The organism is Curtobacterium oceanosedimentum (assembly GCF_020297365.1).
Lineage (GTDB): Bacteria > Actinomycetota > Actinomycetes > Actinomycetales > Microbacteriaceae > Curtobacterium.
On the sequence record NZ_JAIXIG010000007.1, the window covers coordinates 990 to 27,511 of the forward strand.

Sequence of the window (26,522 nt, forward strand, 5' to 3'; positions counted from 1 at the left end):
CTCGGTGGTCGCCGTCCTCGTGCTCGTGGTCGGCTACCTCGTCGCCGCGGCCATCGTGCCGTTCGGGCCGGCGAGCGCCTCGACCACGACGTACTCGGCACCGAAGACGACCGTGCCCGAGCTGAGCTTCCCCGGGTACGGCGCCACCGCCGTCGAGGCCACCGACTTCCCGGAGAGCCTGCGCACCAGCGGGGACACGAAGCCGCGGTCGATCGCGAGCATCACGAAGGTCTTCACGGCGCTCGTGGTGCTCGACGAGAAGCCGATGGCGGCGGGGGAGTCCGGGGCGTCGATCCGCTTCACGAAGCAGATGGAGGGCCTGTACGCCAAGTACGCGGCCCAGAACGGCGAGGTCGCCCCGATGCCCGCCGGTCTGGAGCTCACCCAGCACCAGACCTTCCAGGTGATGCTCATGGAGTCGGCGAACAACTACGCGGGTGCCCTGGCGATCTGGGCCTTCGGCTCGATCGCCGCGTACGAGCGTGCGGCGAACGCCTGGCTCGACGAGCACGGCCTGGACGACACGACGATCCACGAGCCGACCGGCCTCGACCCGGACAACACCTCGACCGCGACCGACCTGGTGGAACTCGGCCAGCTCGCGTTGGCGGACCCGGTGGTGCACGAGATCGTCGGCACGAAGGACGTGACGATCCCCACGGTGGGCGAGATCGAGAACTCGAACAAGCTGCTGGGGATCGACGGGATCGAAGGCATCAAGACCGGCACCCTCGACGAGGCCGGTGCCTGCCTGCTCTTCGCCGCCACCTACGAACGCGGCGGACGCGACGTGACGGTCGTCGGCGTGATGCTCGGCGGCGTCGACCACGACTCCCTCGACATCGACGTGCAGCGGCTGCTCCGCTCGGTGGCGGACAACTTCCAGGTGGTGACGCTCGCGCACGAGGGCCAGACCTTCGGGACGTTCTCGACACCGTGGCAGGACGAGGCCGACGCGGTCACGACCACGGCGGCGGAGGTGCTCGTGTGGGGCAGGACCACCGTCACCGCCAAGGCGGAGCTCGAACAGGTGACCGTCGGCACGGAGGGCGAGCGGGTCGGGAAGGTCCGGTTCCGGATCTCCGAGCACGACCCGGTCACGGTGCCGCTCGTGCTCGAGCGCACGATCGACGATCCCGGCGTCTGGTGGCGCTGGACGAACCCGTTCCAGGGGGCGTGACGCCCGGGCGGTCGCAGCCGTAGGGTCGGACGCGTGACGACGACGTTCCCGGCCTCCACCCCGTCCGCGCTCGGCATCGACGCCCGGGGCGTGACCGCCCTGCTCGACGCACTCGAGTCCACACCCGACGTGGAACCGCACAGCATCGTGCTGCTGCGGCACGGTCAGGTGGCGGCGGAGGGCTGGTGGCAGCCGTACACCGCCGAGCGCGTGCACCTGCTGTACTCGCTCAGCAAGAGCTTCACCGCCGCAGGGGTGGGCATCGCCGTCCGGGCCGGTCTGGTCGACCTCGACGCGACCGTGCTGTCGTACTTCCCCGAGCTCGACGCGGACGTCACCGACGAGCGCAGCCGCCGCATCCGCGTCCGGCACCTGCTCGCGATGGCGAGCGGGCACCGCGAGGAGACGCTCGACCGCGCCGAGGCACTCGACCCGACGGACACGGTGCGCGGCTTCCTGCTGCTCCCGCCCGACGAGGAGCCCGGCACGGTCTTCGCCTACAACCAGCCCTGCACGTACACCCTCGCGGCGATCGTGCGACGGGTGACGGGTGGCTCGCTCGTGGACTGGCTGCGTCCGCACCTGCTCGACCCGCTCGGCATCGTCGACCTGGCCTGGCGTCGGGACGACACCGGTGCCGAGCTCGGCTTCAGCGGCTGCTACGCCCCGACGTCCGCGGTGGCGAAGCTCGGGCAGCTGTACCTGCAGGGCGGCGTGTGGGACGGCGAGCGCATCCTCGACGAGGACTGGGTCGCGCAGGCCACGAGCACGCAGGTCGCCAACCCCGACGAGGGCAACCCGGACTGGTCGCAGGGCTACGGGTTCCAGTTCTGGATGGCCCGGCACGGCTACCGCGGCGACGGCGCGTACGGCCAGTTCTGCGTGGTCCTGCCCGAGCAGGACGTCGTCCTCGCCCTGACCGGGCAGAGCCTCGACATGCAGGCGGTCCTCGACGCGGTCTGGCAGCACCTGCTGCCCGCCGTCGACGGTTCGTCCGACGCGGCTGCGGACCGCGCCCTGGAGGCCCGGCTCGCCTCCCTGGGGCTGCCCGCCCTGGTCGGCGGGTCGCTCCAGGGCACGGCCGACGCCGGTCCGCTGGCGCGCGACGGCGACGCGTGGCGGCTCACGGTCGACGTCGACGGCGGGACGCTGTCGGTGCCGGTCGGGCAGGGGGAGTGGACGGTCGAGGGGCCGCTCGCCGCGAGCGGGGCGGCCGACCAGGACGGGACGCTGCGGGTGGACGTGCGGTTCGTCGAGACCCCGCACCTGCTGCACGTGCGGGTCGACCCGGCGACGGGCGCGGCGACGACCGCGTGGCAGACCCAGCCGCTGCACGACGGCCCGCTCACGCTGCGGCGCCCGGCCGACTGAGCCCGTCCCGCGCGGTCGATCGCTACGGGGTGTCGGACGGGTGCTCGGTCACGATCTGCAGCTCCGGACGCTTCGCGGAGACCCCGTCGCCGGACGACGTGTGCCGGATGCGGCGGACCACCCACGGCACCAGGTACTCCTTCGCCCAGCCGAGGTCCTCGGCGCGGGCCTCGCGCCAGGGCCGGGCCTCGAGCGGCTCCGGGTTCGAGGGTTCGAGGCCGTGCGGCACGCCGAGCGTGTCGAGCACGGCGGCGGCGATGGTGGCGTGGCCCATCGGGGAGTGGTGGAGCCGGTCCGGTGCCCACATCCGCGGATCCCGGAGCACGCGGAGCGCCCACGTGTTCGCGATCAGGGCGCCGTGCTTCAGCGCGATGGCGTGCAGGTTCTCGTTGTAGATCGCCGTCTTGCCGCGCACCATGCCGAGCACCGGCGTCATGCCGACGTCCGGGCCGGTGAACAGCACGACGGTCGCACCGTCCCGGCGCAGGTCGGCGACGAGCCGGTCGACGCGCTCGGCCAGCTCGTCCGGGTCGGAGCCGGGGCGGATGATGTCGTTTCCGCCGGCGGACACCGTGATGAGGTCGGGGTGCAGGGCGACGGCGGCCTCGGCCTGCTCGTCGATGATCTGCTGCAGCAGCCGCCCGCGGATCGCCAGGTTCGCGTAGGCGAAGTCCTCGGTCTGGTGCGCGAGCACCTCGGCGACCCGGTCGGCCCAGCCGCGGTTGCCGCCGGGCACGGTCGGGTCGGGGTCACCGATGCCCTCGGTGAACGAGTCACCGATCGCGACGTACCTGGTCCACGGATGACGATCTGACACGTTTCGGACCATAGTCTCGTGCCATGACGAAGGCCAACACGGATGCCGCCGGATGGTCGGTCCCTGAGGGACTGCTCACCCGCATCGCCGGACGCGCGCCCGGGTACGACGCCGCCAACGCGTTCTGCGCCGAGGACCTCGACGAGCTGCGCGCGGCCGGGTACCTGCGGATCGGGGTGCCCGTCGAGCAGGGCGGGTCCGGGCTCGGGCTCCGCGCCACCGCAGAGGTGCAGCGGACCCTCGCCCAGGCCGCGCCGGCGACGGCGCTCGGTCTCGGCATGCACCAGGTGTGGGTGCAGGCGGCCCGCAGCGTGACCGCGCGGGGTGGGGCGTTCCTCCAGGCCGTCACCGACCACGCGGCCGACGACCACCTGCTCGCCTTCGGGGTGAGCGAACCCGGCAACGACGCCGTCCTGTTCGACTCGTCGACGACGGCGGAGCCGGACGGCGACGGCGGGTACCGCTTCACCGGCACCAAGGTGTCCACGTCGCTCGCGCCGGCGTGGGACGTGCTGAGCGTGTTCGGCAAGGACACGTCCGGACCGGAGCCGCGGCTCGTGCACGGGTTCCTGCTGCGCTCCGACGGGGGCGTCGAGCACCTGGACGACTGGGACACCCTCGGGATGCGGGCGACGCAGAGCCGCACCACACGGTTGCGGGCGGCGCACGTGCCCGCCGAGCGCATCGTCCGGGTACTGCCGGTCGGACCGACCCAGGACCCCCTGGTGTTCGGGATCTTCGCGGCGTTCGAGCTCCTGGTCGCGTCGGTGTACGTGGGCATCGCCGAGCGGGCGATCACCCTGGCGGCCGAGGCTGTCGCCGCACGGACGGCGGCGGACGGCACGCCGCGGTCGCAGGACCCGGACGCGCGCCGGACGGTCGCCGACCTGCGTGGCGCGGTCGACGCCGTGACGCTGCAGGTCGACGCGCTGACACGGTCCGTCGACGAGCAGGACGACCTCGGGGCGCGGTGGTTCCCGCTGCTCGTCGGCACGAAGGCCCGCGCGGTGGACACGGCGCAGCACGTGGTGGACGAGGCGATGCGGGTCGTCGGCGGGTCCGCCTTCCGGTCGACGAGCGAGCTCGCGCGACTCGCCCGTGACGTCCGGGCCGGGCAGTACCACCCGTCGACGCGGGACTCGGCGGCGCGGACCATCGCGGCGTCGGTGCTCGGGCCCCTGGGCTGACGGACGGGGCGGGCGGTACCGGCGGGGTGGGCGGGGCGCTCGTCGCGGCGATGTCGGCGGCGCCTGGCATCATCGCGGTGTGAGCAAGCAGGACGGACGCAACCGCCTCGTCTCCGACGCACCGGTGGACGACGTCTCGGCGACCGTGCTGCACGTCGACATGGACGCCTTCTTCGCCTCCGTCGAGCTGCTCGACCGGCCCGACCTCGTGGGGCTGCCCGTCATCGTCGGTCACGACTCCGACCGGTCCGTCGTGACCGCCGCCACGTACGAGGCCCGGAAGTACGGCGTCAACTCCGCGATGCCGATGGCCGTGGCCAAGCGCCGCTGCCCGAACGCCGTCATCGTCGAACCGCACTTCGAGAAGTACCGCGCGAAGTCCGCCGCAGTGATGGCGGTGTTCGACCGGTTCACCCCGCGCGTCGAACGCCTCGGCATCGACGAGGCCTTCCTCGACGTCGCCGGCGCGCTCCGGCTGTACGGCACCCCGTGGCAGATCGGCCAGGCCATCCGGCGCACCGTGTTCGCCGAGACCGGACTGCACTGCTCGGTCGGTGCCGCGTCGACCAAGTTCGTCGCGAAGCTGGCGTCCAGCCGGTCCAAGCCGGACGGCCTGCTCGTCGTGCCGGCGGCCGACACGGTGGCGTTCCTGCACCCCCAGCCGGTCTCCGCGCTGTGGGGCGTGGGTGGCAAGACGCAGGAGACGCTGGAGCGCCGGGGCATCCGCACCGTCGGCGACCTGGCCAACACGCCGCTCGGCTCGTTGGTGTCCGCCCTCGGTCCGGCCGGTGGGCAGCGCCTGCACGACCTGTCGTGGGGGCGCGACCCCCGCGTGGTCGACACCGGCGTCGGCGAGAAGTCGATCGGGCACGAGGTCACGTTCGGCCACGACCTGACCGAACGCGACGACGTCGCTCGCGAGCTCCTGCGCCTGGCCGACAAGGTCGCCGTCCGGCTCCGCCACGCCGAGGTGCAGGCCCGCACCGTGGCGCTCAAGGTCCGCTACACCGACTTCACCACGCTGACCCGGTCGCGCACGCTCGCCGAACCCACCGACGTCGCGAAGCGACTGCACCGAGAAGCCGTCGAGCTGTACGACGTGCTGCACCGTCCCGGCAACCGGATCCGGCTCATCGGGGTCCGCGGCGAGAACCTCGTCCCCGCCGCGGCGAGCAACGCCCTGTGGGACGACGACGCGCCGTGGCGCGAGACCGAGACCACCGTCGACGCGGTGGCGGCTCGCTTCGGCGCCGGCGTGCTGCGCCCGGCGTCGCTGGTCCGGCGCACCCCGGACGGTCACGTCCCGCACGCCAGACAGGACTGACGGTGGCGGTAGAATCGCATCCAGTGAGCGCAGCGGAGTACGAAGAGCAGCAGCCCGCCACGCTGTGGGCCGAGTCGGGGGACGACCAGGCCGGAGGCGGTGCGGGGTCGTCACGGTCGGTGGACGGCGACGCCGCACGTGACGAGGCCGACGCAGCGGCACTGGCCGAGGCCGCCGGCAACGCGGCCGTCCAGCACCTTTCTCCCGCGTTCCCTGACCGCGCCGCGTGGGGGACCGCGTCGAAGCTCCGCGCCTGGCAGGTCGAAGCGCTCACGAAGTACTTCGAGAAGGAGCCGCGCGACTTCCTGACCGCCGCCACGCCCGGCGCCGGCAAGACGACCTTCGCGCTGCGCCTGGCGACGGAACTGCTCGCCCGCGGCACCGTCGACCGGATCGTGGTCGTCGCGCCCACCGAGCACCTCAAGCGGCAGTGGGCCGACTCCGCCGACCGCGTGGGCATCCGCATCGACCCGATGTTCAAGAACGGCGACGGCATGTTCGGCCGCCACTACCAGGGCGTCGCGATCACCTACGCCCAGGTCGGCATGAACCCCGAGGTCCACAAGACGATCACCGAGGGCGGCCGCACCCTGGTCATCCTCGACGAGGTCCACCACGGCGGCGACGCGCTCACCTGGGGCGACGGCATCCGCGAGGCGTTCACCGGCGCGACCCGCCGTCTGTCGCTGTCCGGGACCCCGTTCCGCTCCGACACCGCACCGATCCCGTTCGTGCAGTACGCCCCCGACGAGCAGGGCATCCGGACCTCGATCTCCGACTACAACTACGGCTACGGCCGCGCCCTGAAGGACGGCGTGGTCCGTCCGGTGCTGTTCATGGCCTACGCCGGCCAGATGCGGTGGAAGACCCGGATGGGCGACGAGATGTCGGCGTCCCTCGGCGAGCAGGTCACGAAGGACATCACCGCGCAGGCGTGGCGCACCGCGCTGTCGCCCGAGGGCGAGTGGATGCCGGCCGTGCTCAGCGCTGCCGACAAGCGCCTGACCGAGGTCCGTCGGGGCGTGCCCGACGCCGGCGGGCTCGTCATCGCGACGGACACCACGACGGCGCGCGCCTACGCCCGCATCCTGCAGCAGATCACGGGGGAGCGCCCCACCGTCGTCCTGTCCGACGAGGCCGCCGGGTCGAGCCGCATCAGCGCGTTCGCCGCCGACACGTCGCGCTGGATGGTCGCCGTCCGCATGGTGTCCGAGGGCGTGGACGTCCCACGGCTGTGCGTCGGCGTGTACGCCACGAGCGCGAGCACGCCGCTGTTCTTCGCCCAGGTGATCGGCCGCTTCGTGCGGGCCCGACGTCGCGGGGAGACCGCGAGCGTGTTCCTGCCGAGCGTGCCCGGCTTGATGGCGCTGGCCGCGAGCCTGGAGCTCGAGCGCGACCACGCCCTCGACCGGCCGAAGGACGCCGACGACGGGCTCTACAATCCGGAAGACGCCATGGTCGCCGAGGCGAACAAGGAGGACCGGGCGTCCGAGAGCCTGCTCGAGGTGCAGCCGTTCGAGGCGCTCGACTCGCAGGCATCGTTCGACCGCGTGCTCTACGACGGCGGTGAGTTCGGGACGGGCGGCGAGGTCGGGTCCCTCGAGGAGCTCGACTTCATCGGCATACCCGGCCTGCTCGAACCCGACCAGGTGCGCGACCTGCTCCGCGCACGGCAGGCGACCCAGGCGAAGCGGTCCAAGGGCCGCACGGTCAAGGACGGGCAGCCGAAGGCCGCCGAGCCCGAGAACCGCCCGATGTACATGACGATCAAGGAGCAGCGCACCGAGCTCGCGCGGCTCGTGTCGATCTGGTCGCGGCACTCGAACGAGCCGCACGGTGCGATCCACGCCGAACTCCGGCGGATCAGCGGTGGTCCGGCCGTGGCGCAGGCGAGCATCGAGCAGATCCAGAAGCGCATCGACGTCCTGCGCTCCCGCATCGGCGGGCGTCGGTGACCCTCGCGTGATCGAGCCGGTCGACGACCGCACCTGGTACGTCAAGCGCGACCCCGAGGCGTCACCCGAGGCGATCATCGACCGCTTCGGGGGCGGCTACCGCCTGCGCCGGTTCTCGCTCACCGAGTCGCGACGGACCCCGCACGGCGTCTTCACCGGCCCGGAACTCGCCGAGACCGCGTGGTGGCGGCTCCGCGACAGGCCGCGCAGCTCATGACGCGTCGAGGCAAAGTCCGGTAGACCGGAGGAATGGCAGACTCGATCCCTCACGTCCTCGTCCTCGGCGGTGGCTCCGCCGGCTACGGCACCGTCAAGCAGCTCCAGAAGCACGCGGCCACGGTGCCCATGCGGATCACCCTGGTGGACCAGAACACCTACTACACCTACCTGCCGTTCCTGCCCGAGGTCGCCGGTGGCCACATCGCGCCGAAGGACGTCACCGTCGAACTGCGCCGTGCGCTCCGCAAGACCCGCGTGATCCAGGGGAAGGTCACCGGCATCTCGTCGGCCGACAAGACCGTGTCGATCGCGACCGCCGGTGGCGACGACCGCACCCTCGGCTACGACCACCTCGTCGTCGCCCTCGGCTCCGTCACCCGTACGTTCCCGACCCCCGGGCTCGAGGAGTACGGCGTCGGGTTCAAGAGTGTCGAAGAGGCCGCCTACGTGCGCGCCAAGCTCCTCGACAACATCGCGAAGGCCGCCGCCACGCGTGACGAGGACGAGCGTCGCCGTCTGCTCACCAGCGTCTTCGTCGGCGGTGGCTACACCGGCGTCGAGGCGATCGGCGAGCTGTTCGACGTGTCGCAGGCCGCGATCAAGACCTACCCGTCGCTCGCCGGCGAGCAGCCCCGCTGGGTGCTCATCGACGCGCTCGACCGCGTCGCCCCCGAGGTCGGTCCGGAGCTGTCCAAGTGGACGCTCGAGTCGCTCCGCGCCCGTGGCATCGACGTCCGCCTGAAGACCACCATGCCGAGCGCCGAGGGCGGTGTAGTCCGGTTCTCGGACGGCGATGAGTTCGCCACCGGTCTGCTCGTCTGGACCGCCGGCGTCAAGCCGAACCCGCTGCTCGACGCCTCCGACCTGCCGCGCGGCCCGAAGGGCCACCTCGCCGCGAACGCGAAGCTGCAGGTCGAGGCCGAGGACACCCACGAGGTCGTGCCGGGCGTCTGGGGTCTCGGTGACGTCGCGCAGGTCCCCGACCTGACCGCCGACAAGCAGCCGGCGTACTACCCGCCGAACGCGCAGAACGCCGTGCGCCAGGCCGTCGTCGCCGCCGACAACATCGTGGCGTCGATCACCGGCAAGCCGCTCGAGGAGTACCGCCACCCCTCCATCGGCACGGTCGCGTCGTACGGTGTCGGCAAGGGCGCCGGGAACATCAAGGGCGTCAAGATGACGAACCTGTTCGCCTGGCTCGCACACCGCTCGTACCACGTGTACGCGATGCCGACGCTGAACCGGAAGGCCCGCATCGTCATCGGCTGGATCACCGGTGCGGTGTCCGGTCGCGACGCGACCTCGCTCATCAAGGAGACGGACCCGCGCCGCAACTTCGTCGAGGCGTCGAAGAGCTAGTCGAGACCACCAGACGGACGGGAGGCGCGGTGCCAGCTGGCACCGCGCCTCCCGTCCGTCCGTCCGCACCGTCCACCCCAGTAGCCGGCATGTGCGGTCCTGTGTCCGCTCCCACGCGCCTGCCGTCAGCGTTGACGGACGAGCGAGAGGAGCGCGACATGCGCGCCATGACCTACCGCGGGCCCTACCGGATCCGCGTCGACGAGAAGCCCGACCCCCGGATCGAGCACCCGAACGACGCGGTCGTCCGGGTCGAGCGGGCCGCGATCTGCGGTTCCGACCTGCACCTGTACCACGGCATGATGCCCGACACCCGCGTCGGGCACACGTTCGGCCACGAGTTCATCGGGGTGGTCGAGCAGATCGGTTCCTCGGTGCAGAACCTCAGCGTGGGCGACCGCGTGATGATCCCGTTCCACATCTCGTGCGGCAGCTGCTGGTTCTGCGCCAGGGGCCTGTTCACGAACTGCCACAACGTGAACCCGAACGCGACCGCGGTCGGTGGGATCTTCGGGTACTCGCACACCACGGGTGGCTACGACGGCGGGCAGGCCGAACGCGTGCGCGTGCCGTACGCCGACGTCGGCCCGCAGGTGATCCCGGACTGGCTCGACCCGGACGACGCCCTGATGATGACGGACGCCCTGGGCACCGGCTACTTCGGCGCGCAGCTGGCCTCCATCCGCGAGGGCGACACGGTCGTGGTGCTCGGCGCCGGTCCGGTCGGGCTGTTCGCGGCGAAGTCGGCGTGGTTCATGGGCGCCGGCCGCGTGATCGTGGTCGACCAGCTCGAGTACCGGTTGGAGAAGGCGCGGACGTTCGCGCACGCCGAGACCATCAACTTCACCGAGGTCGACGACGTCGTGGTGGAGATGAAGAAGCAGACGGACCACCTGGGCGCGGACAGCGTCATCGACGCCGTCGGGGCCGAGGCGGACGGCAGCTTCCTGCAGCACGTCACCGCGTCGAAGCTCAAGCTGCAGGGCGGCTCGCCGGTGGCGCTCAACTGGGCGATCGACGGCGTGCGCAAGGGCGGCACGGTGTCGGCCATGGGCGCGTACGGACCGATCCCGAACCTGGTGAAGTTCGGCGACGCGATGAACAAGGGCGTCACGATCCACATGAACCAGGCCCCCGTGAAGCGACAGTGGCCCCGCCTGCTCGAGCACATCCAGGCCGGGCACCTCAAGCCGAGCGACATCATCACCCACCGCATCCCGCTCGAGCACATCGCCGAGGGCTACCACCTGTTCTCGGCGAAGCTCGACGGCATGATCAAGCCCGTCATCGTCCCGTGAAGGAGCACCCCGTGTCCGACCACACCCCGTACATCGCCGACCCGCCGCGACGGGTGCCGCCGGCCGACGAACTCCGCGCCCGCATCCCCGGGTGGGGGAGCGACCTCGACCTCGAGGACCGCCCCTCGGTGCCGAAGCTGTCCCGCGAGGCCGGGTTCGCGTCCGGCGCCCACTGGGACGTGCCGGAGCAGCAGCCCGGTGCCGAGGGCCGCGAACGCTCGATCGAGCACGCGCACGTCACGCCCGTGTTCGGGACGGCGCAGCCGCTCCGCGGGCTCCCCGGACTGGTTCGTCGGTTCGCGTACCAGCGCTTCAGTGAGGGGCGTCTCGCCCACTGGGCGCTCCTGGTGGTGGGGGACCGGCTCGACGTCGCCGGGCACCGGGTGACGGCCGCGCTCCGCGGTCGACCGGACCGGGTGATCCGGGAGACGGGCGTCCGGGCCGAGGCCGGGACGCACCCGGTCGCGTCGCGCCTCGGGTCGGGGCGGACGGACTGGCGGCACCAGCTGCTCGACCCGGTCGTCGCGAACTGGGGCTGGCTGGCGGCGGTCGGTGCGGTGGTCCTGGTGGCGCGCCGCGTCCTGCGCGCGCGCTGACGCCGCCGGACGGGAGGCGCGGGTCGGCCCCGCCCCGCGCCTCCCGTCCGCCCGTGCTTCCGTCGCCATCCCCCGGGAGTGGGACCGACCCAGCTGGTCCGTCAACCGCAGGGAGTGCGACCGACCAGCTGACCGGAGGGGGCCGCGAGCGAAGCGAGCTGGCCGAGGCGGTGACGCCCCGAGCGGAGCGACGGCGGCACTCGCCGGGAGAACACAACAGAAATGCCCCCTGACCGAAAGGTCAGGGGGCACGCATTCCTGTGTCCGAGGGGGGACTTGAACCCCCACGCCCTAATACGGGCACTAGCACCTCAAGCTAGCGCGTCTACCAATTCCGCCACCCGGACAGGGTGTCTGGTGTCTGTTTCCCGGGTTTTCCCCGGCGTTCCTGCCGAGAGAAGACACTAGCACGGGTCTGAACGCGCGATGAACACGGTCACGCATCCCGGGCGAGTCCCGGAGGTGTCCCGCCCGTGGTGGCGTCGGTGTCGACCGGTAGCGTGGTCGCATGACGAACCCGGAGCCGACCGTGCCCGAGCTCGAGGCCACCGCGGCGATCGCCCGTGACCTCATCCGCATCGACACGACGAACTGGGGCGAGGGGAAGTCCCGCGGTGAGGCCGAGGCCGCCCACTACGTCGAGCACGAGCTCCGGGCGCTGGGCCTCGAGCCGCAGTTGTTCGAGTCCGAGCCGGACCGGGTGAGCGTCGTGGCGCGGGTCCCCGGGCGCAACCGCGACAAGCCGGCGCTCGTGGTGCACGGGCACCTCGACGTCGTGCCGGCCGACCCGGCGAACTGGTCGGTCGACCCGTTCGGCGGCGTGGTCAAGGACGGCTCGCTGTGGGGTCGGGGCGCGGTCGACATGAAGAACATGGACGCGATGATGCTCACGTCACTGCGGGACGTCATCGACCAGCACGGGGCACCCGAGCGGGACCTGGTGATCGCGTACTTCGCCGACGAGGAAGCGGGGGGCGTGCTCGGTTCGCACCACGTGGTCGACCAGCACCCCGAGGTCTTCGCCGGGGCGACCGCCGCGATCAGCGAGGTCGGCGGGTACTCGATCACGCTCGGTGATCGCCGCGCCTACCTGTTGCAGACCGGCGAGAAGGCGCTGATGTGGGTGAAGCTCATCGCTCGCGGCACGGCAGCCCACGGCTCGCACGTGATCCGCGACAACGCCGTCACGAAGCTCGCCGCGGCGGTCGCCCGGATCGGCAGCGAGGAGTGGCCCGTCCGGCTCTCGGCCACGACGGACGCGATGGTCGCCGAGGTCGCCCGGTTCCTCGGGGTCGATCCGACGGTCACCGGCCCGGACGAGGTCGCGCTGGCCACCGGTTCGGCGTCACGGTTCATCCACGCCGCGTTGCACACCACCTCGAACCCGACGGTGCTGACCGCGGGCTACAAGCACAACGTCATCCCGGACCGGGCCGAGGCGCTGGTGGACATCCGCTGCCTGCCCGGCGACGAGGAGACCGTGCTCGCGCGCGTCCGTGAGCTCGCGGGCGACGAGGTCGAGGTCGTGACGTCCTTCCGCGACATCGGGCTCGAGCAGGACTTCGGGGGCCCGCTGGTCGACGCCGTCCGGGACGTCCTCGGCCGCCACGATCCTGGCGCGCCGGTGCTGCCGTACCTGCTGTCGGGCGGTACCGACAACAAGGCGCTGTCGACCCTCGGGATCGCGGGCTACGGGTTCGTCCCGCTGCAGTTGCCGGCGGGTGTCGACTTCCCGGCGATGTTCCACGGCGTCGACGAGCGGGTGCCGCTCGACGCCCTGGCGTTCGGCCGACGTGTCCTCGGCGACCTCCTCGCCACGTACTGATATTGTGCATGGTCGCCGTCGTGGCGGTGCCCTGACCGACCTCCCCCCGAAAGGCCCGTGCGATGCACATCCTCGAGGCGATCTTCCTCGGCTTCGTCCAGGGGCTCACCGAGTTCCTGCCGGTCTCGTCGAGCGCACACCTGCGCATCGTCGGGCTCTTCCTGCCCGACGCGAAGGACCCGGGTGCGGCGTTCACCGCGGTGACCCAGCTCGGCACCGAGACCGCCGTGCTCATCTACTTCTGGAAGGACATCACCCGGATCATCGGGCGGTGGTTCCGGTCGGTGGTCAAGCGCGACGTGCCGAAGGGTGACCCGGACGTCCGGCTCGGGTGGCTCGTGATCCTCGGCACGATCCCGATCGGCATCGCCGGACTCCTGCTCAAGGACTCGATCGAGACGACGTTCCGGTCGCTCTGGATCGTGGCGATCGTGCTCATCGTCTTCGGCGTGGTGCTCGGGGTGCTCGACCGGGTCGGGCGCAAGGAACGCCGGATCGAGCAGATGACCTTCAAGGGCGGTCTGCTCATCGGTCTGGCGCAGATGCTCGCACTGGTCCCCGGGGTCTCCCGGTCCGGGGCCACGGTCTCGATGGGGCTCGCCCTCGGCTACACCCGCCCGGCGGCGGCGCGCTTCGCGTTCCTGCTCGCCGTCCCCGCGGTGTTCCTGTCCGGCTTCTACGAGGCCGCGACGAGCCTGGGCGACCACGGGTCGCCGTTCGGACTCGTCGACACGCTCATCGCGACGGCCGTGGCGTTCGTCGTCGGCTTCGTCGTGATCGCGGCGTTCATGAACTACATCAGCAAGCGGAGCTTCATGCCCTTCGTGGTCTACCGGATCGCACTGGGTATCGTGCTCATCGTGTTGTTGTCGCTCGGAGTGATCCAGCCGTGAGGGCCTGGCAGGCCCCGTCCGTCCCCGACGTCCCCGGCTCCGCGCCCCGACCGGTCGTGCACGACACCGCCACGGGCAAGCCGGTCGACCCCGCCCGCGACGAGGACCGTGCCGCGCTGTACGTGTGCGGCATCACGCCCTACGACGCCACGCACCTCGGGCACGCGGCGACGTACCTGGCGTTCGACACGCTCGGCCGCGCCTGGCGTGATGCCGGACTCGACGTCGAGTACGCGCAGAACGTCACCGACGTCGACGACCCGCTGCTCGAACGTGCCGCCCGTGACGGCGTCGACTGGCGCGAACTCGCCGCGTCCCAGGTCGACCTGTTCCGTCGTGACATGGAGGCCCTGCGCATCCTGCCGCCCGACGACTTCGTGGCCGTCACCGACGAGGTCGAGCGTGTCGCCGAGGCCGTCTCGTTCCTGCAGGAGACCGGTTCCGCCTACGAGGTCCCCACCGAGGACGCCGAGGGCGACGACCTGTACTTCGACGTCAACCACGCCGCCGACGGTTGGACGCTCGGCGACGAGAGCGGCCTCGACCGCGAGACCATGCTCGCCCTGGCCGCCGAACGTGGCGGGGACCCCGAACGACCGGGCAAGCGCGACCCGCTCGACCCGCTGCTCTGGCGTGCGGCCCGCGACGGCGAACCGAGCTGGGACACCGAGCTCGGACCGGGCCGACCCGGCTGGCACATCGAGTGCAGCGTCATCGCCGGTGACAAGCTCGGTCTGCCCATCAGCGTGCAGGGTGGCGGCAGCGACCTGGTCTTCCCGCACCACGAGATGAGTGCCGGCCACGCGGCGGCACTGGCGCACCAGCCCCTGGCCAACGCCTTCGTGCACACCGGGATGATCGCGTACCAGGGCACGAAGATCTCGAAGTCGCTCGGCAACCTCGTCACCGTGCGCGGACTGCTCGACGGTGGTGCGGACCCCCGTGCCGTCCGGCTCGCGCTGCTGTCGCACAAGTACTCCGACGACTGGGAGTGGTTTGACAGCGAATTGACGAGCGCCACGACCCGCCTGTCGGGGTGGGTCGACTGGGCGTCGGGCGCCTCGGCCGGGCACGCCGACGATGCGCCGGACGTCGCGGTCCGGATCCGTGCGCGGGTGTCGGACGACCTGGACACGCCAGGGGCCGTCGCTGCGGTGGACACCGCGATCGCCGGCGGGACGGCGTGCACACCCGAGCTCGTCGACCTGATCGACGCCCTGCTCGGTATCCGCCTGGCCTGACGGCACCGGTGAGATCGCACTTCGGCCCGGATCACACAGCCGGAGTCGGGCCGAAGTGCGACCTCAGCGCACCCGCCTGTCTTCGTCGAGCGGTCACGACGCGCCGCATGCGTCTCGCCGGGGTCGCACGACGTGACGCTCGACGGCGCTCCGGGCGACGGTTCGTGACACTTCGGCGGTTGCTGTCGCGTGTGCCCGTCGCGTGCACCGATGAGATCGCACTTCGGCCCGGAACTCGCAGGCGGATACCGGCCGGAGTGCGACCTCAGTGCCCGGCCCCGCCCCCGGCCCTACTGCTGCGGGGGCTGCTGGGGGCGCCAGGGCCCCTCGCCACCGGCGGTGCCGCCGTCCTTGCCGTCCTTGCGCTCCCGGCGGCGCAGGTACTGCTCGAACTCCTGCGCGATGGCGTCGCCCGAGGCCTCGGGGGAGTCGACCGTGTCACGCGCCTGCTCGAGCTGCCCGATGTAGGACGCCATGTCCTCGTCGTCGGCGGCGAGGGCGTCGATGCCCTCCTCCCACTCGGTGGCATCGTCGAGCAGCGAGCCCCGCGGCACCGTGACGTCGGCGAGCTCCTCGATCTTGTCGAGCAGCGAGAGCGTGGCCTTCGGCGAGGGCGAGTTGTGCACGTAGTGCGGCACCGAGGCCCAGAGCGACAGCGTGGTCAGCCCGGCCTTGTCCATCGCGTCGGCGAGGACCCCGAGGATCCCGGTCGGGCCCTCGTACGACGATCGGTCGACGTCGAAGGCCGAGCGGACGCCGGCGTCCTCGCTCGACACGAACACCGAGATGGGGCGCGTGTGCGGGACGTCGGCGAGCATCGCCCCGACGAACACGACCGCGTCGATGGAGTAGACGTCCGCCAGGTCGATGATCTCCGCGCAGAAGCCGCGCCAGGTGCGCGAGGGCTCCGGACCGACGAGCACGTAGACGTCGCGGTCGGTGGAGGAACCGGTCGCGCCGATGACCGGACGGCCCTCGGCACCGGGGCCGTGCAGCACGATCCGCGGCCACTGCACGCCCCGGTCGCCGTTCTCGTCGGTGCCGACCGTGGGCCGGTTGAACTGGTAGTCGACGTACCGCTCACCGTCGAGCTCGCGCAGCTCCTCGAGTCCGAGGGAGTCGACGATGCGGCGGGCGAGTCCGCTGGCGGCCTCGCCGGCGTCGTTCCAACCCTCGAAGGCGACGACGAGCAACCGGCCGTCGCTGAAGGGGGTGTGCTGTGGCACGGAGCGGACCTCCTGGTGGTGGAGCGGGGCGGGGCGGGAGCGGTGCCCCCGGCCGGACACGATTCAGGCATCCACTGTAGGCCCAGGGGGTGTCCCCGCACGCGCGCGTCCGCGCCCAGCGGAACGGCCCCGGTAGACTCGTCGCCCGTGACCGCGCAACCTCCTGCCCTCGTCCTGCCCGCAGCCGTGCTGTGGGACATGGACGGCACGATCATCGACACCGAGCCGATCTGGCAGCGGTCCCAGGTCGAGTTGACGACCCGGTACGGCGCCGAGTGGACGGAGCAGGACGGCCTGTCCCTCGTGGGCAGCGGCCTCGAGCGCTCCGGCGAACTCCTGCGCGCCAAGGGCGTCGACATGGAGGTCGACGAGATCGTCGAGTGGATGACCGACTACGTCATGGAGCGCCTGCGCAGCGGTGACCTGCCGTGGCGGCCCGGCGCCCGCGAGCTGATCGAGGAGCTGCACGACCGCGGCATCCCGACCGCCCTGGTCACGATGTCCCGGCGCCGGATGGCGCTCGTGGCCGCCGAGGCGCTGGGCGCGCACGGCTTCCGCGTCGTGGTGGCCGGTGACGACGTCGACCGTCCCAAGCCCTTCCCGGACGCCTACCTGTCCGCCGCCGCGCAGCTCGGCGTCGAGCCGACCGCCTGCGTCGCGATCGAGGACTCCGCCACCGGCGTCGCCTCGGCCGTCGCCTCCGGCGCCGTCACGGTCGCCGTCGAGCACATCGTCCCGCTGTCCGAGATCGCCGGCGGGGACGTGCACCTGACCACCCTGGCGGACGTCGACGTCGACCGTCTGGTCGAGTTGACGACGCCGGCCCTGGCTGCTCGAGCCGGAGAGCCGGGAGGCGCGGTGCCGGACCCGGCGCACGCTGCGGACACCGAGGGGGTCACCCGATGAACCACGACGACGCACGCGACGAGGCGGACGCGAGCCGCGCCTCCCGTCCGACCGCCGACCCGACCGCAGCGCTCCCGCACACCGCGGGCGGCGCACCGCACACGCCGCCCCGCGGCCCGTTCCGGGCCGGCGACCGCGTGCAGCTGACCGGTCCGAAGGGCAAGCTCACGACGCTGTCGCTCGAGACCGCCGGCGAGTACCACACGCACCGCGGGGTGCTCCGGCACGACGACGTCATCGGCCAGCCCGACGGTTCCGTCATCCGGGCGAGCACGGGCGACGAGTACCTGGCGCTCCGACCGCTCCTGAACGACTACGTCATGTCGATGCCGCGCGGCGCGGCCATCGTCTACCCGAAGGACGCCGCACAGATCGTGGCCTTCGCGGACGTCTTCCCGGGGGCCCGCGTGGTCGAGGCGGGCGTCGGCTCGGGCGCGCTGTCGCTCTTCCTGCTCCGCGCGATCGGCCCGACCGGTCAGCTGCAGTCGTTCGAGCGCCGCGAGGAGTTCGCGGCCATCGCGAAGGGCAACGTCGGCACGTTCCTCGGGGCCGTCCCGGACAACTGGTCCGTCACCGTCGGCGACCTCGTGGAGGCCCTGCCCGAGGCGACCGAGCCGCAGAGCGTCGACCGCGTGGTGCTCGACATGCTCGCGCCGTGGGAGTGCGTGGACGCCGCAGCCGACGCCCTCGTGCCCGGCGGACTCATCGTCTGCTACGTCGCGACCGTCACCCAGCTGTCCCGCACGGCCGAGGCGCTGCGCGACACCGGCCGGTTCACCGACCCGATGCCGAGCGAGACCCTGGTGCGCACCTGGCACGTCGAGGGCCTGGCCGTCCGCCCGGACCACCGCATGGTCGGGCACACCGGCTTCCTGATCACCGCGAGGCGCCTGGCCGACGGCACGGTGCTGCCGAACCTGAAGCGCCGCGCGGGCAAGGTCGAGTTCTCGGACGAGGACATCGAGGCCTGGACCCCCGGTGCCGTCGGCGAGCGGGCCACGAGCGACAAGAAGCTCCGCAAGGTCGCCCGGCAGTCGGCGGCGCAGGCGCGCAAGGTCGCGGCGGCCGAGGCGGCGTCGGCATCGGACGCTGCTGCGGCCGCGTCCGGGGCTGCTCCGGCGGCGCCCGACGCCGCTCCGGCCGCGTCCGGGGCCGACGAGGACGACCGGTAGGCTGACGGCGTGCCCGTCCTGCATCGAACGGAAAGAGGGTCCGTGCGCACCATCCCCGCACTCCTGGTCACCATCGGTCTCGCCGCGTCGCTCACCGCCTGCGCGTCGAACGGTGCCGGTACCACGCCCTCGAGCTGTGCCGCCCCCGGTGCCGCGTCCGAAGCGGTGACCGCCACCGGCAAGTTCGGCTCGGAGCCGAAGGTCACCGTGCCGAAGGGACTGACGACGAAGGGCACCCAGGTGTCCGTGCTGCAGCAGGGCAGCGGGCGCACGATCGACGACGGCACGCCCGTGCTGGTGGAGTACACCCTGGTGGACGGCACCACCGGACAGGTCGCCCAGACGAGCGGCTACTCCGGCCAGACCGCCCCGATCACGGCCGGCGCGAGCAACTACGGAGCGCTCGGCGACTCGCTGCAGTGCGCGCGTGTCGGCGACCGCCTCGCGGTGGCCCTGCCGAAGAGCGCCCTGAGCAGCACGCCCGACGGCGCCGCCGCCGGCAGCGGTTCGTCCGACGAGACCGAGGACGCGGTCATCGCCGTCATCGACGTCAAGCGCGCGTTCGACGCCCGTGCCACCGGCACGCCGCAGCTCGCCGGCGACCGGATGCCGGCCGTCGTGCTCGCGCCCTCCGGGGCCCCCGGCATCACGATCCCGTCGTGGACGGCGCCGAAGGGCAACGAGACCCACCTGCTCCGCAAGGGCGACGGTCGGAAGCTCACCGCGGAGGACACCGCGGTCATCAAGTACACCGCGGTCACGTGGAGTGCCGACCCGACGGTGGCCGGCTCGAGCTGGACCGACGGCTCGGGCGCGCAGACGATCCCGCTCGCCGAGGGCCAGGTCGACGAGGGCGTCCGGAAGGCCGTCGTCGGCCACCGCGTCGGCGACCAGGTCCTCGCCGTCGTGAACCAGCAGGGCACCGCGTACGCGTACGTCATCGACGTGCTCGGAGCCATGTCGAACTGACCCCGGTCGACCCTCCACGGACCGCGGCGCGGGTGCACTCCGGTGCACCCGCGCTGCCGTAGGATCGGCTCGTGCCAGCGACCCGAGTGCCCCGTGTGCCCGCCGAGGAGCGGCTGTTCAGCCTCGTGCTCGCGCTGCTCTCGACGGAGTCGGGGCTGACCAAGGGCGAGATCCTGGCGAACGTGCAGGGCTACCGCCAGCGGTTCACGCCGGGCGGCGACAACGCCTCGCTCGAGCGCCAGTTCGAGCGTGACAAGGACGACGTCCGCGAGCTCGGGATCCCGCTCGAGACCATCGAGACCCCCGGTGCCGCCGGCAACAACCAGACGTTGCGGTACCGGATCCCGAAGGGCGAGTACGACCTGCCCGTCGACGTCCGCTTCACCCCGGACGAGTCGGCACTGCTGTCCCTGGCCGCGATGGCCTGGCGCGAGGGTGCCCTGTCCGCCGACTCCCGACGGGGGCTCCTCAAGGTGCGCTCCGCCGGTGCCGAGGACGACGACGGCGCGCTGCAGCTCGGCGTCGACGCCTACGCGCCGCGGCTCCGTGCCCGTGACGCGTCCTTCGAGCCGCTCCGGTCGGCGCTGGACCGCGGTGCCGCGGTGCGCTTCGACTACATCACCCCGGGGCAGCACGAGGCCCGGCGACGTTCGGTCGCGCCGCTCGCCCTCGTGCAGCACGGCGGCCGGTGGATGCTCGCCGCCCACGAGTTCGCCACCGACTCCGACAAGAACTACCTGCTGTCCCGGATCGTCGGGCCGGTGACCCAGTACGAGGTTGGCCAGCACACGGCTCCCGTGGGGGCGGGGGAGCGCACGCTCGCCGGCCTCGAGCACGTCTGGGCCGCACGCACCGCGCGCATCGCCGTGACCCCCGGGTCCGATGCCGAGCGCCGGCTCACCCGCCGTCGCGACACCGAGACCGACGCGGACGGCGCCCTCGTGCTCCACCACGTCGACCCGCAGATCCTGGCCGAGGAACTCGCCGCCTTCGGACCGGAGGTCCGGGTGCTCGAGCCAGACGACCTGCGCGTCCGCGTCGAGGAGCGGCTGCGCGCCCTCGTGCGCGACCACAGCGATGCCGGAGAGGACACCGACCGTGGCTGAGGCCCAACCCCTGCAGGCGCAGGACAAGCTCGCGTTCCTGCTCGCCCTGGTGCCCTACCTGATCGACCGTGAACGCGTCTCGGTGGCCGAGGCCGCTCGGCACTTCGGTGTGCCCGAGGCCCGCATCCGACGCGCCGTCGAGCTCATCGCCGTGTCGGGCGTCCCGGGCGAGACGATGCAGTACCAGCACGGTGACCTGTTCGACATCGCCTGGGACGACTTCGACCAGAACGACATGATCGTGCTCACCAACCTGGTGGCGATCGACGACTCGCCTCGGCTGTCCGCTCGCGAGGCGTCGGCGCTCATCGCCGGGCTGCAGTACCTGTCCGCCCTGCCCGAGGCCGCCGACCGTGACGCCATCCGCGCGCTCATGGCGAAGCTGTCGCGCGGGGCCGGGGGAGCGGCGTCGACCGTCGCCGTCGGGCAGGACCTGCACGACGTCGCGCTGGCCACCATCCGCCGGGCGATGTCCGACGGTCGTGGGCTGACGTTCGAGTACGCCGGACCGCGCACGCAGGGCGGTACCCGCCGGGTGGACCCGTTGCGCGTCGAGTCGATCGACACCGACTGGTACCTCCGAGCCTGGGACCTCGACCGCCAGGCGCTCCGGACCTTCCGGCTCGACCGGATGTCCGAGGTGTGCGTGGACGAGCGTCCCGCCGAGAAGACGATCGACCAGGTCGTCATCCCGGACACCCTCTTCCAGCAGGCCGCCGACGACGTCATCGTCACGGTCGAGCTCGACTCGACGTCGCTGCCGCTGGTCGCCGACTTCCTCGCCGACACCGCCGACGCGCCGGACGCCGACGGGCGGGTGCGCATCCGGCTCGCCGCGTCGCACGGGTTCGACGGGGTGGTGCGGCTCGTCGCAGGGCTGCCGGGGCGGGCGGTGGTCCTCGACCCGCCGGCCGCGCGGGCGGCGGTGCGGGACTTCGCCGCAGGTGCCCTCGCCGCGGGCTGACCCGCGGCGGACTGTCGGTGCGGACCCCGTAAGATCGACGACATGGCTTCGACGACCGCGCGCGGGCGAGCGAAGCGGCAGGGGCGCCAGAAGACCGACGCCGAAGGCCGCATGTCGCTCGGGCAGCACCTCATCGAGCTGCGCAACCGCCTGTTCCGCGCAGTCATCGCGATCGTCGTCGGTGCGATCGGCGGGTGGTTCCTGACCCCGTTCGTGCTCGACGCGCTCCGTGCGCCGGTGACGCAGCTCGCCGAGGTCGGTGGCCACACCGCCGAGCTGAACTTCCCGATGATCACCGGGGCGTTCGACCTCAAGCTCCAGATCGCGATCACGATCGGCATCGTGCTCGCCAGCCCGGTCTGGCTCTACCAGATCTGGGCGTTCATCGTCCCCGCGCTGGTCCGGCGCGAGAAGCAGTACGTGTGGGGCTTCCTCGGCACCGCGATCCCGCTGTTCTTCGGCGGCTGCTACTTCGGGTGGTTCATCCTGCCGCACGTGGTCGGCATCCTCGGCAGCTTCGTCTCGAGCGAGGACACCTCGATCGTCGACGCGAAGGCGTACTACGACTTCGTCATCAAGCTCATCGTGGCGGTCGGCATCGCGTTCGTCCTGCCGGTCTTCCTCGTCCTGCTCAACTTCGTCGGGGTGCTGACGGCCGCTTCGATCATCAAGAGCTGGCGCGTCGCGATCCTCTGCATCCTGGTCTTCTGCGCCATCGTCACGCCGAGCTCGGACATCATCTCGATGTTCCTGCTCGCGGTCCCGATGCTGGTGCTCTACCTCGCCGCGTGCCTCGTGACGTGGATCCACGACCGCCGGGTCGCCAAGCGCCAGGCCAAGCTCGACGAGGAGTACGGCCTGTGACGGGTGCCAGCGCGGCCGAGCGGTTCGCCGCGGCCAAGGTCCGCAACCGTTCGCGCAACCTCGAACTGTTCCGGTCCGACCTGCGCTTCGACCTCGACCCGTTCCAGTTCGCCGCCTGCGACGCGCTCGACCAGGGGCGCAGCGTGCTCGTCGCCGCCCCGACGGGTGCCGGCAAGACGATCGTCGCGGAGTTCGCGATCTGGCTCGCGATGCGCCAGCCGACCGCCAAGGTCTTCTACACGACGCCGATGAAGGCGTTGAGCAACCAGAAGTACGCCGAGCTCGTCGACGTGTACGGGGAGTCCGAGGTCGGGCTGCTGACGGGCGACACGAACGTCAACCCCCGCGCACGCGTCGTCGTCATGACGACCGAGGTCCTGCGCAACATGATCTACGCGGACTCCGACCTGCTCGACGACCTCGCCTGGGTCGTGCTCGACGAGGTGCACTACCTGGCCGACCGGTTCCGCGGGGCCGTGTGGGAAGAGGTGATCCTGCACCTGCCGACCGAGGTGCGCCTGGTCTCGCTGAGCGCCACGGTGTCCAACGCCGAGGAGTTCGGCGACTGGCTGCAGACCGTCCGCGGCGACACCGACGTCATCGTGTCGGAGGACCGCCCGGTCCCGCTCGAGCAGCACGTGCTCGTCGGCTCGAAGATGGTCGACCTGTTCGACTCGAGCGGCGCCGCGGCGACGAACCGCGTGAACCCCGAGCTGCTCCGCATGGTCGGCGGCGGTGCACGCAGCGAACGGCACGGCGGCGGACACCGCGGCCGTCGCGGACGCGGGGGCTACCCGGAACGTCGTGGCCCGCGCACCGAGAAGGTGCACCGCGAGCAGATCGCGCACATGCTCGACGAGCGGATGCTGCTGCCCGCGATCTTCTTCGTGTTCAGCCGGAACGGGTGCGACCAGGGCGTCCGCAACGTGCTGCGCTCCGGGCTCTCGCTCACGACCGTGCAGGAGCGCAACGAGATCCGCGAGACGGCGGAGTACCACTGCCGCACGCTGCTCGACGAGGACCTCGCCGTCCTCGGGTACTGGGAGTGGCTCGAAGGGCTCGAGCGTGGCGTCGCCGCGCACCACGCCGGTCTGCTGCCCGCGTTCAAGGAGGTCGTCGAGAACCTCTTCCAGCGCAAGCTGCTCAAGGTCGTGTTCGCGACCGAGACCCTGGCGCTCGGCGTCAACATGCCGGCGCGCACGGTGGTGCTCGAGAAGCTCGAGAAGTTCAACGGCGAAGCGCGCGTGCCGATCACGCCGGGGGAGTACACGCAGCTCACCGGTCGTGCCGGCCGTCGTGGCATCGACGTCGAGGGGCACTCGGTCATCCAGTGGACGGACGGCCTCGACCCGCAGGCCGTCGCGTCACTCGCGAGCCGCCGGACGTACCCGCTCAACTCGTCGTTCCGGCCGACGTACAACATGGCCGTCAACCTGATCGAACAGTTCGGTCGGCAGCGCACGCGCGAGGTCCTCGAGACCTCGTTCGCGCAGTTCCAGGCAGACCGGTCCGTCGTCGACCTCGCGCGGAAGGTCCGTTCCCAGCAGGAGTCGCTGGACGGCTACCGCCAGGCGATGGAGTGCCACCTCGGTGACTTCACCGAGTACTCCTCGCTCCGTCGCGAGCTGTCCGACCTCGAGCGCACCAACGTGCCCGGCGGCCGCGAGGCCTCGCACGGCGCACGGCAGGAACGCCAGGCGGCGATCACGGCGGTCCGTCGGCAGCTCCAGCGGCACCCCTGCCACGCCTGCCCGGACCGCGAGGCGCACGCGCGCTGGTCGGAACGCTGGTGGAAGCTCAAGCGCGCCAACGACAAGCTGGTCCAGCAGATCCGGTCCCGTACGGGCGCCGTGGCGACGACGTTCGACCGGGTGACCGAGGTGCTCCTCGAGCTCGGGTACCTCGTCGACGCGGGCAACGGCGAGGCAACGGTCGCCGCGGGCGGGCGACGCCTGCAGCGCATCTACGGCGACCGCGACCTGCTCGTCGCCGAGTGCCTCGAGGCGGGGGTCTGGAAGGACCTCACCCCGGCGCAGCTCGCCGCGATGGCTGCCACGATCGTCTACCAGCCCCGACGCGAAGACGCCCCCGGCACCGAGCACGCGCTGCCCCGCGGCGCCTTCCGCCCCGCCCTCGACGAGACCCTGACCATCTGGTCGCGACTCGACGACGTCGAACGCGCCGCGCGCCTGGCCGGCTCGCAGCCGCCCACCCCGGCGATGGCGGTCGGCATGTTCCGCTGGGCCTCGGGCTCGGCCCTCGACGACGTCCTGCGCACGCTCGACCTGCCGGCCGGTGACTTCGTGCGCTGGTCGAAGCAGGTCATCGACCTGCTCGACCAGATCCGGAACGCCGGTGACGACGACCTCGCCCAGACCGCGCGGCGCGCGACGGACGCGGTGCGCCGCGGCATCGTCGCCTACGCGACGGTCTGACGGGAGGCACGGTGCGGATCCCCGAGACCGGTGTGCCCGGGCAGGCCACGCGCGTCGGCCGCGGTGCGGTCGCGACGGGGCCGTTCGCGGCCCTGCCGCTGGGCACCGCCCTGCCGCTCGCCGTCATCGGGGGGCTGCTGTTCGCGCTCGCGTTCCCGTCGCCCGGTTGGTGGTTCCTCGCCTACCCGGCGCTGGCGTGCCTGCTGCTCGCCGCGATGGGGCAGCGCGCCCGCCGCGCGGCCTGGCTGGGGTACATCGCCGGCGCCGCGTTCTGGATCCCGGCGATCTCCTGGGCCGGACGCTACCTGGGACCCGTCCCGTGGTTCGCGCTCGCGTTGCTGGAAGCCGCGTTCTTCGCGCTCGGCAGCGTGGCGATCGCCCTGGCGTACCGCTGGGTCGCCCGGGTGGTGCGGTCCACCGCCGGACGGGTGTGGGGCCTCCCGGCCGTCGTCGCCGCACTGTGGACCGGACGCGAGTGGTTCTCGGGCAGCTGGCCGTACGGCGGCTTCGCGTGGGGCCGGGTGGGCCTGTCGCAGTCGCAGGGACCCTTCACGCACCTGGCGGCCTACGTCGGCGTGCTCGGCCTGTCGTTCATCGTCGTCTACTGCGTCGCCGTGGTCGTGTCGCTCGCCCTGGTGACCCCGCGCACCCCGGGTGCGACCGCCCGGGTCCCGGCACGCATCGCGACCGCGGGGCTGCTCGTCACGGCCGTGCTGGCGGTCCCGGCGTGGCCGACGGCGACCGACGGCACCATCCGCATCGAGTCGGTGCAGGGCAACGGTCCGGCCGGGTACTTCGACCGTGCCCAGCCCGGCGACGTGCTGGCCGCGCAGGTCGCGGCGACGGACGTCGACGCGACGGGGGTCGACCTGGTGGTCTGGCCCGAGGCCGGAGCGGAGTACGACCCGCGACAGCAGCCCGCAATCGCCTCTGCGCTCGACGCGGTCGTCGGGTCGACCGGTGCACCGATCGTCGCGGGAGCGATCACGCAGACACCGTCGGGCGTGCTGCACAACACGTCGTTCGTCTGGACCGAGGACGGCTGGCAGTCGTCGTACGACAAGAAGCGACCGGTGCCGTTCGGCGAGTACGTGCCGGACCGCTGGTTCTACTCGAAGCTGGCGCCGTCGTTGATCGGGCTGCTGCAGCGCGACTACACGCCGGGGACGAAGCCGAACGTGCTCTCCGTGGCGGGCATCCGCGCCGGGATCTCGATCTGCTTCGACATCGTCGACGACGGGCTCACCGCCGACATGGCGCGTGGGGGAGCGCAGGTGATCCTCGCGCAGACGAACAACGCCGACTTCTCGGGCACCGACGAGAACCTGCAGCAGCTGGAGATCGCGCGGATGCGGGCGATCGAGACCGGGCGTTCGCTCGTCAACATCTCGACCGTCGGTGCGTCGCAGGTCATCGACCCGGCCGGACGCACGATCGACCGCGTGCCCGAGTACACCGCCACCTCGATGGTGACCGACGTGCCACTCGGCACCTCCACGACGCCGGCGACCCTCGCGTCCGGGGCGATCACCCTGCTCGTCTCGCTGGGCGGCCTGCTCGTGCTGCTCGCCTGCGCACCATGGGGTCGCCGCACCCGACGCTGACCGGGCACGAC

The 26,522-nt window shown here is 72.0% G+C and carries 22 protein-coding genes and 1 tRNA gene; 20 read left to right on the forward strand and 3 right to left on the reverse strand.

Going from position 1 to position 26,522, the window contains the following annotated elements:
* Together LEL83_RS04430 and LEL83_RS04435 are read left to right on the forward strand one after the other, a co-directional pair.
* A partial coding sequence (locus LEL83_RS04430; protein WP_225557919.1) for a D-alanyl-D-alanine carboxypeptidase family protein occupies nucleotides 1–1,180 on the forward strand: 1,180 nt, incomplete at its 5' end.
* Nucleotides 1,181–1,213: 33 nt separating this feature from the next.
* Nucleotides 1,214–2,551: a serine hydrolase domain-containing protein gene (locus LEL83_RS04435; RefSeq protein ID WP_225557920.1), complete on the forward strand. Its 1,338-nt coding sequence runs from the start codon at nucleotides 1,214–1,216 to the stop codon at nucleotides 2,549–2,551.
* Between the two features lie 22 nt (nucleotides 2,552–2,573).
* Here LEL83_RS04435 and LEL83_RS04440 read toward each other — a convergent pair whose 3' ends face one another.
* Nucleotides 2,574–3,368, reverse strand: coding sequence for an SGNH/GDSL hydrolase family protein (locus tag LEL83_RS04440; RefSeq protein ID WP_198655908.1), 795 nt, complete (start codon nucleotides 3,366–3,368; stop codon nucleotides 2,574–2,576).
* 23 nt (nucleotides 3,369–3,391) lie between these two features.
* On the opposite strand from LEL83_RS04440, the gene LEL83_RS04445 reads away from it, so the two are divergent.
* The 7 genes from LEL83_RS04445 (at nucleotide 3,392) to LEL83_RS04475 (ending at nucleotide 11,306) form a co-directional block, all read left to right on the forward strand.
* Complete coding sequence (locus LEL83_RS04445; protein WP_225557921.1) at nucleotides 3,392–4,555, forward strand: acyl-CoA dehydrogenase family protein; 1,164 nt, start codon at nucleotides 3,392–3,394, stop codon at nucleotides 4,553–4,555.
* A 79-nt stretch (nucleotides 4,556–4,634) separates the two neighbouring features.
* On the forward strand, nucleotides 4,635–5,879 hold the full coding sequence (gene dinB / locus LEL83_RS04450; protein WP_198655906.1) for a DNA polymerase IV: 1,245 nt from the start codon (nucleotides 4,635–4,637) through the stop codon (nucleotides 5,877–5,879).
* Between the two features lie 161 nt (nucleotides 5,880–6,040).
* Complete coding sequence (locus tag LEL83_RS04455; RefSeq protein WP_225557992.1) at nucleotides 6,041–7,834, forward strand: DEAD/DEAH box helicase; 1,794 nt, start codon at nucleotides 6,041–6,043, stop codon at nucleotides 7,832–7,834.
* Nucleotides 7,835–7,841: 7 nt separating this feature from the next.
* Nucleotides 7,842–8,051 (forward strand): hypothetical protein, encoded by a 210-nt coding sequence (locus LEL83_RS04460; protein WP_198655905.1) that lies wholly within the window; start codon nucleotides 7,842–7,844, stop codon nucleotides 8,049–8,051.
* Nucleotides 8,052–8,083: 32 nt separating this feature from the next.
* Nucleotides 8,084–9,412, forward strand: coding sequence for an NAD(P)/FAD-dependent oxidoreductase (locus LEL83_RS04465; RefSeq protein ID WP_225557922.1), 1,329 nt, complete (start codon nucleotides 8,084–8,086; stop codon nucleotides 9,410–9,412).
* Nucleotides 9,413–9,570: 158 nt separating this feature from the next.
* Nucleotides 9,571–10,710 (forward strand): zinc-dependent alcohol dehydrogenase, encoded by a 1,140-nt coding sequence (locus LEL83_RS04470; protein WP_225557923.1) that lies wholly within the window; start codon nucleotides 9,571–9,573, stop codon nucleotides 10,708–10,710.
* Nucleotides 10,711–10,721: 11 nt separating this feature from the next.
* Nucleotides 10,722–11,306: a hypothetical protein gene (locus LEL83_RS04475; protein WP_225557924.1), complete on the forward strand. Its 585-nt coding sequence runs from the start codon at nucleotides 10,722–10,724 to the stop codon at nucleotides 11,304–11,306.
* A gap of 261 nt (nucleotides 11,307–11,567) precedes the next feature.
* Here LEL83_RS04475 and LEL83_RS04480 read toward each other — a convergent pair.
* Nucleotides 11,568–11,653, reverse strand: a tRNA-Leu gene (locus tag LEL83_RS04480).
* Nucleotides 11,654–11,814: 161 nt separating this feature from the next.
* On the opposite strand from LEL83_RS04480, the gene LEL83_RS04485 reads away from it, so the two are divergent.
* The 3 genes from LEL83_RS04485 (at nucleotide 11,815) to mshC (ending at nucleotide 15,265) form a co-directional block, all read left to right on the forward strand.
* The gene (locus LEL83_RS04485; protein ID WP_225557925.1) at nucleotides 11,815–13,131 is read left to right on the forward strand and encodes a M20/M25/M40 family metallo-hydrolase; all 1,317 of its coding nucleotides are present in this window, start codon (nucleotides 11,815–11,817) and stop codon (nucleotides 13,129–13,131) included.
* A gap of 62 nt (nucleotides 13,132–13,193) precedes the next feature.
* Nucleotides 13,194–14,024, forward strand: a complete 831-nt coding sequence (locus LEL83_RS04490; protein WP_225557926.1) for an undecaprenyl-diphosphate phosphatase — start codon at nucleotides 13,194–13,196, stop codon at nucleotides 14,022–14,024.
* A complete protein-coding gene (gene mshC / locus LEL83_RS04495; protein WP_225557927.1) occupies nucleotides 14,021–15,265 on the forward strand; it encodes a cysteine--1-D-myo-inosityl 2-amino-2-deoxy-alpha-D-glucopyranoside ligase in 1,245 nt (414 codons plus the stop codon). Before LEL83_RS04490 ends, mshC begins: the two co-directional genes overlap by 4 nt.
* A 290-nt stretch (nucleotides 15,266–15,555) precedes the next feature.
* Here the strand turns inward: mshC and LEL83_RS04500 are convergent, their stop codons facing one another.
* On the reverse strand, nucleotides 15,556–16,491 hold the full coding sequence (locus tag LEL83_RS04500; RefSeq protein ID WP_225557928.1) for a proteasome assembly chaperone family protein: 936 nt from the start codon (nucleotides 16,489–16,491) through the stop codon (nucleotides 15,556–15,558).
* 147 nt (nucleotides 16,492–16,638) lie between these two features.
* On the opposite strand from LEL83_RS04500, the gene LEL83_RS04505 reads away from it, so the two are divergent.
* The 8 genes from LEL83_RS04505 to lnt all read left to right on the forward strand — a co-directional run bounded on the left by LEL83_RS04505 (nucleotide 16,639) and on the right by lnt (nucleotide 26,511).
* Nucleotides 16,639–17,397 carry an HAD family hydrolase gene (locus tag LEL83_RS04505; RefSeq protein ID WP_225557929.1) on the forward strand — a complete coding sequence of 253 codons (759 nt, stop codon included), beginning with the start codon at nucleotides 16,639–16,641 and terminating at the stop codon, nucleotides 17,395–17,397.
* Nucleotides 17,394–18,569 (forward strand): tRNA (adenine-N1)-methyltransferase, encoded by a 1,176-nt coding sequence (locus LEL83_RS04510; RefSeq protein WP_198655898.1) that lies wholly within the window; start codon nucleotides 17,394–17,396, stop codon nucleotides 18,567–18,569. The genes LEL83_RS04505 and LEL83_RS04510 overlap by 4 nt, the downstream gene beginning before the upstream one ends.
* Before the next feature lie 42 nt (nucleotides 18,570–18,611).
* On the forward strand, nucleotides 18,612–19,538 hold the full coding sequence (locus LEL83_RS04515) for an FKBP-type peptidyl-prolyl cis-trans isomerase (protein ID WP_198655897.1): 927 nt from the start codon (nucleotides 18,612–18,614) through the stop codon (nucleotides 19,536–19,538).
* Nucleotides 19,539–19,609: 71 nt separating this feature from the next.
* Nucleotides 19,610–20,644, forward strand: a complete 1,035-nt coding sequence (locus LEL83_RS04520; RefSeq protein ID WP_198655896.1) for a helix-turn-helix transcriptional regulator — start codon at nucleotides 19,610–19,612, stop codon at nucleotides 20,642–20,644.
* A complete protein-coding gene (locus LEL83_RS04525) occupies nucleotides 20,637–21,608 on the forward strand; it encodes a helix-turn-helix transcriptional regulator (RefSeq protein WP_225557930.1) in 972 nt (323 codons plus the stop codon). Before LEL83_RS04520 ends, LEL83_RS04525 begins: the two co-directional genes overlap by 8 nt.
* 111 nt (nucleotides 21,609–21,719) lie before the next feature.
* Nucleotides 21,720–22,472, forward strand: coding sequence for a twin-arginine translocase subunit TatC (gene tatC, locus LEL83_RS04530; protein WP_198658673.1), 753 nt, complete (start codon nucleotides 21,720–21,722; stop codon nucleotides 22,470–22,472).
* Nucleotides 22,469–24,907, forward strand: a complete 2,439-nt coding sequence (locus LEL83_RS04535; RefSeq protein WP_225557931.1) for a DEAD/DEAH box helicase — start codon at nucleotides 22,469–22,471, stop codon at nucleotides 24,905–24,907. Before tatC ends, LEL83_RS04535 begins: the two co-directional genes overlap by 4 nt.
* Before the next feature lie 11 nt (nucleotides 24,908–24,918).
* Nucleotides 24,919–26,511: an apolipoprotein N-acyltransferase gene (lnt, locus tag LEL83_RS04540; protein WP_225557932.1), complete on the forward strand. Its 1,593-nt coding sequence runs from the start codon at nucleotides 24,919–24,921 to the stop codon at nucleotides 26,509–26,511.
* Nucleotides 26,512–26,522: the final 11 nt, after the last annotated feature.

What these genes read in the sequence shown, in the direction of transcription:
- tatC (WP_198658673.1), top strand. Translation starts at nt 21,720, where the DNA reads ATGTCGCTCGGGCAGCACCTCATCGAGCTGCGCAACCGCCTGTTCCGC.
- LEL83_RS04465 (WP_225557922.1), top strand. Translation starts at nt 8,084, where the DNA reads ATGGCAGACTCGATCCCTCACGTCCTCGTCCTCGGCGGTGGCTCCGCC.
- LEL83_RS04510 (WP_198655898.1), top strand. Translation starts at nt 17,394, where the DNA reads ATGAACCACGACGACGCACGCGACGAGGCGGACGCGAGCCGCGCCTCC.
- LEL83_RS04490 (WP_225557926.1), top strand. Translation starts at nt 13,194, where the DNA reads ATGCACATCCTCGAGGCGATCTTCCTCGGCTTCGTCCAGGGGCTCACC.
- LEL83_RS04470 (WP_225557923.1), top strand. Translation starts at nt 9,571, where the DNA reads ATGCGCGCCATGACCTACCGCGGGCCCTACCGGATCCGCGTCGACGAG.
- LEL83_RS04485 (WP_225557925.1), top strand. Translation starts at nt 11,815, where the DNA reads ATGACGAACCCGGAGCCGACCGTGCCCGAGCTCGAGGCCACCGCGGCG.
- LEL83_RS04445 (WP_225557921.1), top strand. Translation starts at nt 3,392, where the DNA reads ATGACGAAGGCCAACACGGATGCCGCCGGATGGTCGGTCCCTGAGGGA.